The organism is Actinomycetospora aeridis, from assembly GCF_037400275.1.
GTDB classification, from domain to species: domain Bacteria; phylum Actinomycetota; class Actinomycetes; order Mycobacteriales; family Pseudonocardiaceae; genus Actinomycetospora; species Actinomycetospora aeridis.
In genome coordinates this window covers 860,063-875,767 of sequence record NZ_JBBEGL010000003.1, presented here as the reverse complement: position 1 = coordinate 875,767, position 15,705 = coordinate 860,063, and the positions used below count along the sequence as shown (strand labels likewise).

The following is a 15,705-nucleotide window of genomic DNA, read 5'->3' as shown; positions in this document are numbered from 1 at the left end:
CCTCACGTCATGCCGGGACCGGGGCGCGTCCGGCGGTGTCGGTGGTGAGCTCCCAGTCGCCCCGGGGGCCGCCGAAGGACGCGGTGAGGCTGAACCGGTCACCGCGCACCACGGTCTGGCGCCACTCGACGGGGACGCCGTCCTGGTGGCCCACCCGCTCGATGCGGAACACGGGATCGCCGGCGGTGATCCCGAGCAACCGCGCCCGGACGGGGTCGGCCAGGGCGACCCGGATGCGTTCGCGGCCGCTGTCGACGCGCAGGCCGGTGTGGCGGGCGAGCTCGTCGTAGAGCGCGGTGTGGGTCAGGTCCACGCCCAGCAGGCCGGCGGCGGCGTCGAACGGGAGCCAGGCGCGGTCCCACGCCAGCGGCTCGTCGTCGGCGTAGCGCAGCCGCTCGAGGTGCAGCAGCGGGGTCGACTCCTCGAGGCCCAGGCGCGTGGCGACGACCCCGTCGACGGTGCGCTCGAGGGCGCGGACCACGCTCGTCTGGGTACGTCCCGTGCTCTCGACGGCGTCGAACAGCGTCGTCGCGGTGCCGACCGGCTGCGTGATCTCGGGCCGGCCCCGCGGATCGGCGACCCGCGGCGGGCGGCCGCGCTCGGCGGTGACGACGCCGTCGGCTCGCAGCTGCGCGAGGGCCTGGCGGACGGTGTTGCGGCTGACGGCGTACTCGTCGACCAGGGCGAGCTCGCCGGGGAACGCCGCCGTGAACTCCCCGCGCCGGATGCGGTCGCGCAGGTCGTCCTGCAGCTGCGACCACAGGGGTGCGGTGTCCGTCCGGTCCAGCCTCGCCACGGTTTGACCCTACATTTGATGTGCCCAATGAGGGGTCATTGGTGATGTTCTGGGTGCGCACCGTCCTGGTCGCGATCGACCCACGAGCTGCTGGACGGGGATTCGGGTGCTCCGCGCAGGACGGCCACCTGGACGAAGCCGCCGTCGTCCGCGCAGGCGACGAGCCCGGTCCCGGGGTGCACACGGACGGCGACCCCGTGACCGACGATCGGGAGAACAGCTCGCTGGCGACCCTTCGAGGACCACGCCCTCAGCGTGTTGTCATTTCCTGCCGTGTAGACGACGTCGCGGCGCGCGTCCACGGCAGCGCCCCGGACCGGACCGTCATGGCCGACGCACCGGACGGGGGCAGACTCCGCTCGGGCAGACCACAGCGCGACGGTGCCGTCGGCCGCGGACGAGCAGAACGGCGTCTCCGGGGAGCCGCCGGTGACTCGCAGAACCTGGGCGGCGTGGGCGCGGACAGCACGGACAGGGGGTGGCGCTCCGGTGCGCCGCAGTTCCCAGCGCAGGACGTCCCCGGCCGCGGTGCCGACAGCGACCGCTCCGCCCGGCCCGAATGCGCCGCTGTTGACCGCGTCTCCGGTGCTGCGCAAGGTCCGGCCACCTCCCGTGCGGGGGTCGACCAGCCGGACCGTGCCCGAGCCGGACATCGCCAGCACGGACCGTCCGTCGGCAGCCACTTCCAGGCCCGGAACGCCCTCACCGATCTCCACCGTCCAGAGCCGTCGGCCGTTGTCGATGTCCCAGCCGTGGACGGTCCCGTCCAGGGCGGCCGAGACGGCGGTCCGCTCATCGGTCACCACGCACGCCAGCGCCCCCTCGTGGGGAAGTGCGTGGCGTTCGTGAGGACTCTCGTCGAGATCCCAGACCCGGAGGGTTCCGTCCCAGTCCACGACCACCAGCCGCCTGAGGTCCGGCGTCGCGGAACCGTCGACACACATCCGCTCGCACGCGTCGAACTCGGATTCCGCGGCGGGGTGAGACGTGCTGCTGGTCCGCACGATGCCGTACGCGTCGACCGCGAGCACGCGGCGCCCGTCAGCAGCCAGGGCGAGCGCCTGGACCTGCGAGGAGTACGGCTCGACGGATGCCGCCGCTGCCGCCGACGGATCCCAGAGGCGGACGGTGCCGTCGACCCCCGCCGACGCGACGACCGTCCCGTCGCCCGACATCGACACCGCAGCGATGTGGTTCGCGTGTCCCGAGAGCGTGACCGGGATACCTGCCGCCGTGTCCCAGCTCTGCACGGCGCCGCCGACGAGCGCCGTCACCGCCTTCTCGAGTCCGCGGGAGGCCGCGCAGGCCCAGATGCCGGCCTTCTTCGGCAACCCGCGGTCCACGAGGGGGTCGCCGTCCGACTCCAGTTCGTTGTCCCAGCGCCGGAGCAGTCCGTCCTGGCCCGCGGTCAGCACCGCGGATCCGGTGGCGTCGACGGCGCAGCCGTAGACCCCGTCGCCCTGATGGGCGTCGTCGCGGATGCGAGGTGCCGTCACGTTGCCCGGGTGTCGCCATGCCCTCACGGCGCCGTCGACGTACCCGGCCACCGCGAGGCGTCCGTTCTCGTCCACCGCACATGCGGTGATCACCCGATCGTCGTCCCGGGTGTCGTCCAGGCGAGCGAGGACCGAGAGGTCGTCGCGTGCGCAGAGCCACAGCCCGTCGCGCCCCGCCACGAGAACCTGGCCGTGAGCAGCGGCGCAGGCGCGGAGTTCTCGGTGACCGAGGTGCCGGGTCGCGGCCACTGTCGCCCGGAGACCGTCCCATGACCACCGCCGGAGGGTCCCGCCGTCGTCAGCGGTGAAGATCGAGTTGCCGTCGGGGGAGAACGCACAGCCACGCACGGGAGAGCCGTGACCCGTGAGGAAGGCCAGCCGGACGCCGGTCGTCGCGTCCCACAACGTGGCGTCCTCGTCGCCGCCGCTCACGAGCAACCGACCATCCGGCGACAGCGCACAGCTCTGAGCGCGGCCCTGCTCGCGCAGAACGTGTCGGAGTCCTGGGGTCTGCGACGGCGGACGGAGCAACTCCAGCCAGGGCGGTAGGCCTTCGCTCTCCCGCCGTCGCTCCTCGAGGAGGAGACCATCGACGGCCGCCACCGGCGCGTCCCAGCGCAGTCGATTCGACAGCTGCTGCCAGAGGAGCTCGGGCTGGTCGACCAGCAGAGACGCCTCCAACCCCAGCATCGCCGACACGGTGGCGCCCAGTGCGCGGTCGGCGGGGTCGAGGACTGTTGCCGCGGCACTCTGCAGCCGAGTGAGGTCGGCCTGGGCGGCGTAGACGCCGCCGTGGACGGTTCGGCGGCGCCCGGTGCGGTCGATGAGGTCTGTTCGCCCGACGAGGGCGACCGTGCGGTCGAGAAATCGCAGGTCGAGCAGGGTCCGCGCCAGCTCTGGCCACATCCCGGCCGCCTCGAGGTGCTGGGGGAGCCGGCCGAAGGCCCGTGCCCTCGCCCCCCTCCATGTGCGATCGCCGTCCGGGTCCGCGACCCGGGTGAAGTGAGCAGCCAGCTGGCGATGGCGCAGCTCCCCGTCGCGGCGTGACAGCAGGTCGAGGGACGCCACTTCTCGGAGCGTGCGGTGGTAGAAGTCGATGAGGATTTCGCCCTCGACCTCGCGCTCGGTCAGGTAGGGCTGGAGATCGGCGCGCAGCTGCGCCCACAACACCGTCGGGAGGGTCACGATCTCTGCGCGCCAGCGCACGTGGGCGCGGGCCCGGACCTCGGTCATGACCTCGGGATCTGCGGAGAGCAGGTCCAACATGTCGGTCTCGGCGAGCCCGTAGTCGCTGGCAGCGAGCAGCGCCACCGCACGCCTCGCCAGTACCGGTCCACGGGCAGCTTCGCCGGCGAGCTGGTCGAACAGTTGGCGGACGAGGTCGGGCAACGCCGGGGGCAACGGGGACGGTCGCCTCGCCGCGTCCCACCCTCTTGCCCGTTCGACCGCCATCCGGAGCCACAGAGGGCGCCGCTCCACCCGGAAGCTGTCGATCACGATCTCTTCCTGCGCGGGCGTCACCGTTCGCCCGGCGGCGGCGAGCCAGTGTCGCAGCGCCACCCGACCCGCGGCGATCGACAGGCCGTCCAGGTGCCGCACGACGGTGTCGCCGCGCTGGTGCAGCGCTTCCTCGGTGGGACCGGGGAGTGTCGACATGATCACGCTGACGTGCGGGGGGAGGGGATCGGGGAGCCACACGAGCCCGAGAGCCTCGTCATCCGGATCGAGCTGGTCGACCGCGTCGAGCACCAGGAGCAGCGGACGCCGCGGCCCGATCCGGCCGAGCAGGTCGACCCACTGCCGCACCAACTCCGCGACGCTTCCGGCAGGTTCGACGGGCACGTCGAGGACACTTGCCAGTTCCGCGATGAGGTCGCGGAGCAGCCCCTCGAGCCGACCGGTCGCTGCCGTGGTGCCCAGCAGCCGCAGCACGACGGTGGCCCTGCCGTCGGTGAGACTCGTCGCCACGGCGCTCAGAAGAGTCGACTTGCCGACGCCCGCCTCACCGACCAGGCCGAGCACGCCGCCTGTCGGGTCCCGGGCGAAGCGGGTCATCATCGTGATCTCGGCGTCGCGGCCGATCAGTCCTGGCGGAGACGGAGCAGTCCTCGCGCCGGACGTCGGGGTGGGGGAGCGGCCCTGAGCGGACTCGATCACACGTTGCATCCGGCGGCGGAGCTCGGTCAGGACGCGCTCCCGGCCCGCGACGCCGTCGTCCGTCGTCGAGGTGTAGGTCAGCATCCGCTCCGGACCCAGGCGGCCGCGCAGTTCCGCTTCGAGTCGTTCGAGGTGGAGCGCGTCCGACCCAGCTCCATCCAGGCCGGGAGCGGTTCGGCGGACGACGGCGAACGTGCCCTCCGGGTCTCGAGCTGCGACCGCGAGCTCCTGCTCCACGGCCGACCCGACGTACGCGACGTGGCGATGCGCCGGGAGCCGGGGCACGGTGCGCCGGAACACCTCGTGCAGGGCGCGCTCCACGGCCAGCCATGCGGCCGCGTCGACGTACCGGCCGGTTCGTGGGACGAGCCGGCGGGCTGCCGGCGCGGCATTCGCGTCCATGACATACCACTCGTCGAGCAGTCGGCGCTCGCCGACCGACATGCCCTCCCGGAGAACATCGAGCTCGGAGAGCGGGATCGCCGTCGGGAGCGGCAACCAGCCTCGTTGATCGCCGAGGAGCACGAGGAGATTCAGCCGCGGAGAGAGGTCCAGGCAACGACGGACCTCGGCGAGACAGATCGGCATCGTCCGTTGCTCGAGCCCCGCTTGCGGATCGACTCCCCACCGCAGGTCGACGGCCTGGAAGGACGTGCCGTGCGCGGCGCAGAGGTCGGCCAGCGGACCGAAGACCTCGGCGGCGAGCGCGCGCCGCTCGTCCGCCATGTCCTGGAATGTCGAGCTCACGAACACTCGGAACATCCCGGTGGGCTCGACCATGGCTCCCCCTGCCGTCGACGATCGCATTAGGGGTCCACGGGCAGCGGGCGTCAAGGACGACGGCCCCGAGTGGTCCATGACCGCCGGCCCGGACCTCCTCGCCGCGACGTCGTCCTCCGTGGTGACGACGAACGTCCGCTCGGAGAGCCCTGCGGCAGTCGCCGGCCCGGGGGTGACCGTCCGTCCGGGAGGCGGTGGACGACGATCGTCACCCGTGTCGACCGACGCCGTCCCGTGCGCCCGCGCGGCCGCCCGCGAGCGGCTGCTCAACGCCACCGCCCGCGAGCTCAGGATCACGCCTGACGGCGTGGGGCCGTGGCGTCTCGACGTCCCCGCGGGCGGGGCGCTGCTCGCCGAGGTCGAGCACTGGTCGCCGTCGGGGCACCACCGGTGGGGCGAGGAAATCGTCCTGGAGCGAGACGCGGGTCGCCGCCCGCTCGACCACGACGAGTTCGTCGACCTGCTCCTCTCGGTGATCGACTCGGTCCTCGACGACACGGGCCCGGACCGGGTCGCCGCCCTCGCCGAGCAGGTCCGCAACAGCGTGGACCGCACCGCGCGCTACCTCGCGGCCCCGAGCCGTCCGGAGCCGGACGATCCCGCGGGCCGCACGCGGCACGCCGAGCAGTCCCTGCGCCGCGGACACCCGTTCCACCCCGTGCCGAAGAGCGTGCAGGGCCTCGTCCCGGAGGACGCCGACCGGTTCGCCCCCGAGCTGGGCGCGTCGTTCCGGCTGCACCACCTCGCCCTCCACCCCGAGCTCGCGGTGGAGGAGCGGGTGGTCCCGGGCCCGTGGACCCCTGACGACGTCGCCGCGCAGGCGCCGGCGGGCTGGCCGGTCGTCCCCGTCCACCCGTGGCAGATGACGTACCTGCGCGGCCGCCCGCCCGTCGCGGCCCTGCTCGCGGACGGGCGCTTGCGCGATCTCGGCGAGCTGGGCCGCCCCGTCTACCCGACGTCGTCGGTCCGGACGGTCTGCGACCCGGCCTCGCCGACGATCTGGAAGCTCCCGCTGCACCTGCGGATCACGAACTTCGTGCGCACGATCCCGATCGAGCACGCCCGGCGGGCGGCCGACGCGAGCCGCCTCGTCGCCGGGCTGCGGCCGCAGTGGGACACCCCGGGCTTCGCCGTCCTGGTGGAGAGCGGCTGGCGCGGCGTCGACCCCGAAGGGGTGGGTGACGACGCCGCCGACCTCGTCGCGGTGTTCCGGGAGAACCCCTTCGTCGGTGACGCCGCGGCGCCGCGGGTGCTCGCGGGCATGATCGAGCCCGGCGCCCGGGGCGAGGAGCCGATGCTCGTGGAGGCCGTCCGGGCGGGCGGGGGCGATGCCGCCGCGTGGCTGCGGGCCTACCTCCACCTCTCGCTGGTCCCTCTGCTCGAGATCTTCGGGGCACACGGCCTCGGGTTCGAGGCGCACCCCCAGAACACCCTGCTCCACACCGACGAGTCCGGTCGCCCGGCCCGGTTCTGGGTCCGCGACATGGAGGGCGCCCACGTCAGCCGCGACCGCGCGCCGGCGGCCGTCGCGGCGGGCAGCCCGCTGCTCTACGACGAGGAGGAGGCCTGGCTGCGCCTGCGCTACCACGCTGTGGTCAACCAGCTGGCGAGCGTCGTCGCCACCCTCGGTGCGGCCCTCGCGCCGGGGGAGCCCGCGCTCTGGGAGGTCGTCGCCGGGGTCCTCGCCGAGGTGCGGGCCGGATCGGGCCCCGCATCGCCGTGGGCGGACGACCTGCTGACCAGCCGGACGCTGCCCGCCAAGGCCAACCTCCTGAGCCGCTTCGCCGAGCGCGGCGAGCACCCCCTCTACGTCGAGCTGCCCAACCCGATCAGGAAGGCGGCGGGATGACCGACCGGACCGACGAGCTCCTCGTACGCGCGCTGCGGGCGCCGACCGCGGTCGCGGTGCGCCGGCGGCTGTTCCGCCAGACCCTCGCCTCGCTGGTCTACGAGGGCGCCCTCGCGGTCGACGTCGAGGGGACGACGCACGTCGTGGCCGGTGCCGACACCGACGGGCGCCCGGTGCGCTACCGCTTCGACGCCCACCGCGCCCTCGGGTTCGACCGCGTCCGGGCGGACGGCCCGGTGGTGCGCGAGGACGCCGACGGCACCGTCGCCGAGGCGACGTCGCTGCCCCGCTTCCTCGGCGAGATCCGCGGCGCGATCCTCGGCGGCGCGTACCCCGACCGGCTCGCGCGGTTCGCCGTCGAGGTCGAGGAGACACGGATCAAGGACGCGCTCGCCGAGGACGTGCGGGCGCGGCGCTCCGGCGTCCTGACCGACGCGGACCACGAGCTCCTCGAGGGCCTGATCACCGACGGGCACCGCTACCACCCGGCGTACAAGTCGCGGATCGGCTTCGACCTCGACGACGACCTCGCCTACGGCCCCGAGTTCCTGCCCGCGGTGCACCCGTTCTGGGTCGCGGCGCACCGGTCGGTCGCCGAGGTCACGACGTCCGCCGCCGTCCGGGCCGAGGATCTCCACGACGAGCTGGGCTCCACCACGAGGGCGGCCTTCGACGCCCGGATCCGCGGTGCGGGCGGCGAGCCGGGCGACTACGCGTGGCTGCCCGTGCACCCGTGGCAGTGGCGCGAGCGGATCGGCCGGGCCTTCGCCGACCTCCTCGCCGACGGCCGGCTCGTCGCCCTCGGCCCGGACCCGGCGGCCTTCTCCCCGCAGCAGTCGATCCGCACGCTGAGCTGCCGCGACGACCCACGGCGGCACCACCTCAAGCTCGCGCTCTCGATCACCAACACCTCCACGGCGCGCGGGCTGGCCCCGCACACCGTCCGCAACGCGGCGCCGATCTCCGACTGGCTCGCCCGCATCGTGGCGCGGGACGACTACCTGACCGGCGGGGCGAGGGTGATCGTGCTCGGCGAGGTCCACGGCGTGTCCGTCGCGCCCGCGCCGCCGTCGGACCTCGTCCGCGCCGACACCGAGGGAGCCCTCGCCGCGATCTGGCGCACGAGCCTCGCGTCGCGCCTCGAGGAGGGAGAGCGCGCGGTCCCGGTCACCGGGCTGACCACGACCGAGGCCGACGGCACGCCGCTGATCGCCCCGTGGATCGCCGCGCACGGGGCGCGGACCTGGGTGGAGGCGCTCACCGACGCGGTCGCGCTGCCGCTGGTGCACCTGCTCGTGCGGCACGGGGTCGCGCTCGAGTCGCACGCGCAGAACATGTCGCTGGTCCTGCGCGACGGGCTGCCCCGGCGGGTGGCGCTCAAGGACTTCCACGACGGGGTCCGGTTCTGCCGGCGCCTGCTCGCCGATCCCGACGACGCCCCCCACCTGGCGCCGCCGCCGGCGCACCACCCCAACCGCAACTCCTTCGTCGAGACCGACGACCCGCACCAGGTCACCGACTTCCTGCTCGACGCCTTCTTCTTCGTCAACCTCGGCGAGCTCGGGCTCCTCCTCACCGAGCGCGGGCTGATGGACGAGGCCGCGTTCTGGGGGATCGTCGCCGCGCGGGTCCGTGCCCACGACCGCCGGTACGGCACGGGCACCTTCGACCTCTTCGCGGCCACCCTCGAGGTCGAGAAGCTGACGACGCGGCGGCTCACCCCCGACACCGAGCTGGCGCTGCACCGGGTGCCGAATCCGTTGCACCGCTTCGACCCGGACAGGCGGGAGACGCAGCGCAGCGGAGCTCGACCCGAGGAGACAGCCTGATGCTGCGACCGAACGCCGTCCGCGCCGCCCTCACGGCGGGTGACGCGGTGCACGGGCTGTTCTGTGCCATCCCGGCCCCGGCGCTGGTCGAGATGATCGGGTGCGCCGGCTACGACTTCGTGATCCTCGACAGCGAGCACACCGGCGTCGACCCCCAGGAGCTGGAGAACCTGATCCGCGCCGCGGAGGCGGTCGACCTCACGCCGTTCGTCCGTGTCCCGGAGGCCGATCCCGGCGCGATCCTGCGGGCGCTCGACGCCGGCGCGATGGGCGTCGTCGTCCCGCACGTCCGCACCGCCGCCGACCTCGCCGCCGCCGTGCGGGCCGCCCGGTACGCCCCGGAGGGGATGCGGTCCCTGAACGGCGGCCGCGTCCCGGGCTTCGGACGTCTCGACCTCGGCGAGTACCTCGCCCGCGCCAACGCGGAGATCATGGTCGTCGCGATGATCGAGGACGCGGGGGCCGTCGAGGCCCTCGGGGAGATCCTCGCCGTGCCCGGGCTCGACCTGGTCCTCGAGGGGGCCGCGGACCTCTCGCAGTCCTACGGCGTCCCGTGGCAGACCCGCCACCCGGTGGTCCGCCGAGCGCTCACCGAGATCGCCGACCGTTGCGACGAGCACGGCGTGCCGTTCTGCGCGATCCCGCGGACCCCCGACGACCACCGCGACTGGGCCGCCCGTGGCGTACGGGCCTTCGTGCTGGGCGAGGAACGGGGCATCGCCGCCCGCGCGCTCCGGGCCCATCGCGAGGCCCACCGGCTGGAGGAGGACCCGTGACCCTGCCAGACGCCCTCGACGCGCTCCTGCGCGACCGGGCCGCCCGCGACGAGCCCGTCTGCCTGTTCGCCTACGACCTCGCCGGGCTGCGCCGCCACGTGAGCGACGTGGTCGCCTCGCTGCCGGCGCCCTGCCGCATGTACTACGCGATGAAGGCCAACAGCGCCGGGGAGATCCTGGCGGCCCTGGCGCCGATCGTCGCCGGGTTCGAGGTCGCGTCGGGCGGCGAGATCGCGAAGGTCCGGGCGGCCGACCCGTCGGCGGCGATCCTGTTCGGGGGCCCGGCCAAGACCCCGGGCGAGATCGGTGCGGCCCTCGACGCCGACGTCACCCGCCTCCACGTGGAGAGCCTGCTCGAGCTGTACCGGATCTCCGCGGCGGCGACGGCCCGGGGGCGCACGGTCGAGGTGCTGCTGCGCGTCAACCTGGCCGGCCCTTTCCCCGACGCCACGATCGCGATGGCCGGGCGGCCCACCCAGTTCGGGATCGACGAGGCCGACCTCCCCGCAGCCATGGCCGCCGTCACGACCCTGCCCGGCCTGCGGTTCGCCGGGTTCCACCTGCACTCGCTGTCGAACAACCTCTCCGCCGAGACGCACCTGGCGATGCTCGGCCTCTACCGCGACACCGTGCTGGCCTGGGAGAAGGAGTTCGGTGTCGAGGTCGAGGTGCTCGACGTCGGCGGCGGGATCGGGGTCGACTACCAGGACACCGCACACCGCTTCGACTGGGACGCGTTCACCCGAGGGCTCACGTCCTGGGTCGGCACGCTCCCCGCGCACTGGCGGGAGATCCAGTTCGAGTGCGGGCGCTACCTGACCGCGGCGTGCGGGACCTACGCCGTGGAGGTCCTCGACGTGAAGCGCAACCACGGGGTGGCCTGGGCCCTCGTCCGGGGCGGCACGCACCACTTCCGGCTGCCGGTCTCGTGGCAGCACAGCCACCCGTTCACGGTGTTCGCCGTCGACCGGTGGGACCCGGAGGCACCACGGCCGTCGGTCACCGACGACCGCGTCACCGTGGCGGGGGAGCTGTGCACCCCCAAGGACGTGCTGGCCCGCGACGTCCCCGTCGCCGCGGTCCGTGCCGGCGACGTCCTCGTGTTCGAGCTCGCCGGGGCCTACGGCTGGGACATCTCCCACCACGACTTCCTCAGCCACCCGCACCCCGAGCACGTGTTCCTCGGTCAGGGGACTTGAGTGTGACGCGGGAGCGCCGGGCGTGGTCCTGCGCCCGACCCTGGTCCGGGTCGGGCGCAGGATCCGGATCACGACGAGTACACGGCCACGTGCACCTGGAACGAACCGTTGCCGATCCGCCGGTGGTCGTTGATCAGGAAGAACAGCTTCGCCGCCCGCCCGGAGTGCACCCACTCGGCCCCGATGCCGACGTAGTGCGGCGTGCCGTCGAGCCGGGCGAGCAGGGAGAACGGCGGGCGGCCGGGCAGCGGCGCGTCGTTGCCCGCCTCCCAGTCCATCCAGCCACCGGGACCGTTGGTGCCCGTCGCCCAGATGCCGGACCAGACCGAGCCGGACGCGTTGATCACGAGCCGCTGCCCGGGCTGGATGACGAGACCGGTGTCCACCTCGCCACCGACCCGCGGGACGTCGAAGTCGAGCGGGTCGTGGACGAGCACCACCTCGCGGGTCGGGCCGGAACGGCCGGCCGGCACCGTGGAGGGGACGAAGACACCGGGCGCGGCCCACGTCATGCTGATGTAGACGCCGTTGCCCTCGTCGAGGTGGCGCAGCAGCGCGTGCACGCCGGTCACGAACTTCGCGACGAGCACGATCCACGGCTGCGCGGGGCTCGGGATCGACCCCCCGATCGCGCCGACGAGCGCGTTCACGCCGTCGGCCGACGCGAGGATCCGCTCGAGCTGCGGGTGGTCGATCTGGACGTGGAAGCCCCACCAGAACGTGCGCACGGCGATGCCGTCGTCGCGCTGGTGACCGGCGGCCGGGCGCGCCCCCGAGAGCTCGAGGGCGATCCCGTCCGGCTCGACCGCGGGGGTGAGCAGGCCGGCCGGGAGACCGTCGATCGGCAGGCGCTCACCGAGGGCGGCGAGGACGTCCGCGCCGTTGTCGGTGCTGGTGGCGGTGTCGGTGTTCGGGGTGACGGTGATGGACATGGCGTTCTCCTCGTGTGTCGTGGTCATGCCGATGGAGCCGGACAGGGTGAACGGCGCGTCGTCCTCGAGACGGCTCGCCGCCGCGGTCAGGGCGTCCAGGCCGGGGTTCTGGGTGTCGGGCAGCAGGTCGTCGATGCCCTTGCGCAGTGCGCGGTGGTCGCCGGTGAAGGCGCCGTCGGCCCACACCGTCCTGAGTGCCGCCGTGAAGGCGCCGTTGGTGTCGCCGTCGCCCGTCGTCTCGCCGTCCTGGCACGCCGAGAGCAGCAGGACGTCCGGCACCAGGCGGCGCACGGGGCCCCGCGTCGGCGGGAGGGCCTCGTACACGCCGGGGTGCTCCCGCACCACCTGCGCGGCGAGGTCGTGCGACATCCCGCGGACCCGCCCACCGAGACGCGTGAGGCTGCCGCTCGTGCACGAGTCGGCGACCATGAACAGGCGGACCCCCCGCCGGAAGGCGGAGAAGGCGCGGTAGATCTCGTCGTCACGCACCATCCGGTCGTGGAGCACCATCGTCTCGTCCAGGCCGTCGGGCTCGGGGTCGCCCCGGGTCGGCAGCTGCGTGCCGTGCCCGGCGAACGACACCAGGAAGGTGTCGCCCGGGTGGAGGGACGCCGCGGCCCGCGCGAACTCGGACAGGACGCGATCGGAGGTCGCCGCCGCGGTCTTGACGACGGTCGCGGCGAAATCCCGGGACGTGGCGATGGCCGCCATGTCGTCGGCGTCGTTCTCGCAGCCCGACAGTTCTCCGGTCCACCCGGAGTAGTGGTCGGGGTCCACCCTGTTGACCCCGATGTGGAGTGACATTCCTCTGGTCACGATTTCTCCTCGCATCGTCGCCTCCCCGGGCCGGGAACGGTCGGGGAGTACGACTCGAGAGTCTTCGCGGCGCAGCGGGACCACGGGAGCAGGAAAACCGCCATGAATGAGAGGCGGTTCCGCCCCGGGGGCGATGGGGGAAATCCCTCCCCCGGAACGGGAAGTGTCAGTCGCCCGCGGTCCGCAACCATTTCACGACGGCGAGGACCCGCCGGTTGTGCTGCTCCTCGCCGGGGACCTCGAGTTTCTCGAAGACCGCCGTGACCTGCTTCTCGACGGTCTTCTTGCTGACGTTGGCGGCGGCGGCGATGCCGGCGTTCGAATGGCCCTCCGCCATCAGCACGAGCACCCGGCGCTCGCTGTCGCTGAGGCGCTCGAGCGTCCGGACGTGGCGCTGCCGGGTGAGCAGCGCGGAGATCACGTGCGGGTCCACGGCGCACCCGCCCTCGGCGACCCGGCGGAGCGCCGCGCCCAGGGTCTCGGCGTCGTCGACCTCGTCCTTGAGGAGATAGCCGACGCCCCGGTCGCCGAGGGACAGGACCCGCTCGGCGTAGTGCCCGTCGGTGAAGGTCGACAGGACGAGGATGCCCACCCCGGGGTGCTCCTGGCGGATCTGCTCGGCCGCCCGCAGCCCCTCGTCGGTGCGGGTGGGGGGCATGCGGATGTCGAGCAGCACGACGTCCACCGCGGTGCTGCGCAGCCGCAGCAGCAGGTCGTCGGCGCGACCGGCGGCGATGACGACCTCGAAGCCGAGCCCCCCGAGCATCTCGACGAGGGCGTTGCGGAACAGGCGCGAGTCGTCGGCGAGGGCTACGCGCACGGGATCGTCACCCCGATCCGGGTGCCGCTGCTGTCGGACGAGACCGTCATGCGACCGCCCACCGCCATCACCCGGTCCCTCAGTCCGGCGAGCCCGCCGCCGACCTTCTCCTCGGCGCCGCCCGACCCGTGGTCCCGGACCGACACGTGCAGCACCGTCCCGCGGCGCCCGACGTCCACGGCCGCCCGCGAGGCGCCGGAGTGCTTGACGGCGTTGGCGAGCGCCTCGCAGCACACGAAGTACGCCGTCGCCTCCACGACCGGGTCGAGGCGCTCCTCGGCGATCCGGAGCTCCACCTCGAGGGGCAGGCGCTCGACGACGCCGCGGACCGCGGGACACAGGCCGGCCTCGGTGAGGACGCCCGGGTGGAGCCCGCGGGCGAGGCCGCGCAGCTCGTCGAGGGTCTCCTGGAGCTCGGCGCGGACCGAGTCGATCATCGCGCGGTCGTCGGGGCCCGTGGCGCGCGGCCGCGCGGTCGCGAGCGCGACCTTCAGGGCGAGCAGGCGCTGCTGGACCCCGTCGTGCAGGTCCCGCTCCAGCCGGCGGCGGGCCTCGTCCCCGGCACCCACGATCCTCGCTCGGGACTCGCGGACCTCCGTGAGGCTGGCCTGCGTCGTCGCCTGCAGCCAGCTGTTCTCGAGCGCGAGCCGGGCCGCCGAGAACGCGGCGTCGACGAGGTTGGGATGGCCCGCGAGGCTCGGGTGCATCTCGAGCGTGGCGAGGGCGGTCCCGTCCGCCGTCGCGACGGTGCGCGTGCACCGGCCCGCGGCGTCGGGGGCGGGGTCGATCGTCGTGCCGTCGGGGTCGACGTGACCCTCACCGTCGGGGTGGTGATAGATCACGCGCAGGGTGGGGTCACCGAGGCTCTCGGCGAGCGCGCGACGGACGTGGTCGGGCGTGACGGGGCGGGCGAGCGCGACCACGAGCCCGGACATGGCCGCGTGGGCGAGCCGTCGCCGCACCGCGGACACGCCGAAGGCGGCGGGGATCGCCAGCAGGGCGAGAGCCTCCACGCCGATCACGAGGTCGGCCGCGGTGGGGCCCAGCGTGGCGGTCCTGCTGGTCACCTCTGCGCCCACGACCACCGCGGCGGCGAGGGCCGCCGTCGCCACCGGACGCAGGAGGCGGCGGTCGATCCCCTCCGCGCGGTACAGGCGCCGCGTCGCGATGACCGCGAACAGGAGCGCGGCCCCCGTCCCGACGACGGTGACACCCACGTCGCAGACCAGCGCGATCGCCGGCGAGCGCGTCACCGTCGGCCACCACGCCCGGGGGTCGAACCCGTGCCAGGCGGGCTCCGACACGAGCGCCGAGGTGGTGCGGAGCAGGACCAGCAGCCCGGCGAGACCGACGACGAGGGCCCGGTCCGGGGCGTCGAGGGGTCGCGCGCCGGGGTAGCGCAGCAGCACGGCCATGAGCGCGGGGAAGACGAGCGGCCCGACCACCCACTGGACGGTCGCCCAGGGACCGCCCGGCGCGAGGGCGCTCGTGTACCCGGCGGTCCAGCAGGCCGCGGCGACCAGGAAGGCGCGGACGTTCCGCCGCTGGTCGGGTTCACCGGCCAGCGCCAGTGCCGTGCCGCCGAACCCGAGGGTGACGGCGAGGTTGACGAGGGCGAGGAGCGGGTTGATCGACCAGGCCGGGAGGAGGGCGACCACCGCGAACGCGGAAATCCCGACGGTCACGCAGAGCGTCGGCGTGTCCGGCCGCGACGACCCCATCGGTGCACTGCCGTCTCCAGGATTCACGTCGACACCCCCGGGTCACCACGCTGAGTATCGAGGGCGGGGAGTCGTCGCACAACAGCGAAGGCGTTGCCCCCCGATCGTTTCCGGGCCAGGGTGGTCCCGACGAGCCCGCGGATCGCCCGGCGGTCCCCTCACAGACCAGGACGCACCGTGCCCGGAGCCGACGACCCCGATCCCGACCTGCTGCTCGCCCTGGTCCGCGCCGACCCGGACACGCGCGGTCTCCTGCCGTGGGCCGAGGCGGCGTGGCGGCTCGCGGCCGACGACGCCCTGACGTTCCCGATCCGTGGGCCGGAGGACGTGGAGCCCCTCTTCGCCGAGGCGATCGCGAACGGCGACCTCTCCGACACCGACGTGGAGTTCATCAGCGGCTGCATCCCGGCGTCGGTCTTCCCGGTCCGCGACTTCCGCCAGTTCCTCGACCGGGCCCTGCTCGTCGTCGAGATCGTGCACCGGCTGCAGGACCCGGAGGAGCCGCCCAAGAAGTGGTGAGTGGTGACGGGCGCG

General features: G+C 73.8%; 10 protein-coding genes. 5 read left to right on the top strand and 5 right to left on the bottom strand.

Annotated features, from left to right (window positions below; genetic code table 11):
• Positions 1-7: 7 nt before the first annotated feature.
• Positions 8-796 carry a GntR family transcriptional regulator gene (locus tag WCD41_RS14740; RefSeq protein ID WP_337714161.1) on the bottom strand — a complete coding sequence of 263 codons (789 nt, stop codon included), beginning with the start codon at positions 794-796 and terminating at the stop codon, positions 8-10.
• Between the two features lie 35 nt (positions 797-831).
• Complete coding sequence (locus WCD41_RS14735; RefSeq protein ID WP_337714160.1) at positions 832-5,229, bottom strand: AAA family ATPase; 4,398 nt, start codon at positions 5,227-5,229, stop codon at positions 832-834.
• A 214-nt stretch (positions 5,230-5,443) separates the two neighbouring features.
• Between WCD41_RS14735 and WCD41_RS14730 the strand changes: the two genes are divergently transcribed.
• The 4 genes from WCD41_RS14730 to WCD41_RS14715 are packed head-to-tail and all read left to right on the top strand — an operon-like array spanning position 5,444 to position 10,882.
• The gene (locus tag WCD41_RS14730; protein ID WP_337714159.1) at positions 5,444-7,078 is read left to right on the top strand and encodes an IucA/IucC family protein; all 1,635 of its coding nucleotides are present in this window, start codon (positions 5,444-5,446) and stop codon (positions 7,076-7,078) included.
• Positions 7,075-8,907, top strand: coding sequence for an IucA/IucC family protein (locus tag WCD41_RS14725; protein ID WP_337714158.1), 1,833 nt, complete (start codon positions 7,075-7,077; stop codon positions 8,905-8,907). The genes WCD41_RS14730 and WCD41_RS14725 overlap by 4 nt, the downstream gene beginning before the upstream one ends.
• On the top strand, positions 8,907-9,683 hold the full coding sequence (locus tag WCD41_RS14720; protein WP_337714157.1) for an HpcH/HpaI aldolase family protein: 777 nt from the start codon (positions 8,907-8,909) through the stop codon (positions 9,681-9,683). The genes WCD41_RS14725 and WCD41_RS14720 overlap by 1 nt, the downstream gene beginning before the upstream one ends.
• A complete protein-coding gene (locus WCD41_RS14715) occupies positions 9,680-10,882 on the top strand; it encodes a type III PLP-dependent enzyme (RefSeq protein WP_337714156.1) in 1,203 nt (400 codons plus the stop codon). Before WCD41_RS14720 ends, WCD41_RS14715 begins: the two co-directional genes overlap by 4 nt.
• 68 nt (positions 10,883-10,950) lie before the next feature.
• Here WCD41_RS14715 and WCD41_RS14710 read toward each other — a convergent pair whose 3' ends face one another.
• The 3 genes from WCD41_RS14710 to WCD41_RS14700 form a co-directional block, all read right to left on the bottom strand.
• On the bottom strand, positions 10,951-12,630 hold the full coding sequence (locus tag WCD41_RS14710; RefSeq protein ID WP_337714155.1) for a caspase family protein: 1,680 nt from the start codon (positions 12,628-12,630) through the stop codon (positions 10,951-10,953).
• 166 nt (positions 12,631-12,796) lie between these two features.
• Entirely contained in the window at positions 12,797-13,450 is a 654-nt protein-coding gene (locus WCD41_RS14705; protein ID WP_337714154.1) for a response regulator transcription factor, read from the bottom strand.
• On the bottom strand, positions 13,441-15,135 hold the full coding sequence (locus WCD41_RS14700) for a sensor histidine kinase (RefSeq protein ID WP_337714153.1): 1,695 nt from the start codon (positions 15,133-15,135) through the stop codon (positions 13,441-13,443). The genes WCD41_RS14705 and WCD41_RS14700 overlap by 10 nt, the downstream gene beginning before the upstream one ends.
• A 213-nt stretch (positions 15,136-15,348) precedes the next feature.
• Between WCD41_RS14700 and WCD41_RS14695 the strand changes: the two genes are divergently transcribed.
• Positions 15,349-15,690, top strand: a complete 342-nt coding sequence (locus tag WCD41_RS14695) for a hypothetical protein (protein WP_337714152.1) — start codon at positions 15,349-15,351, stop codon at positions 15,688-15,690.
• The last annotated feature ends 15 nt before the right edge of the window (positions 15,691-15,705 follow it).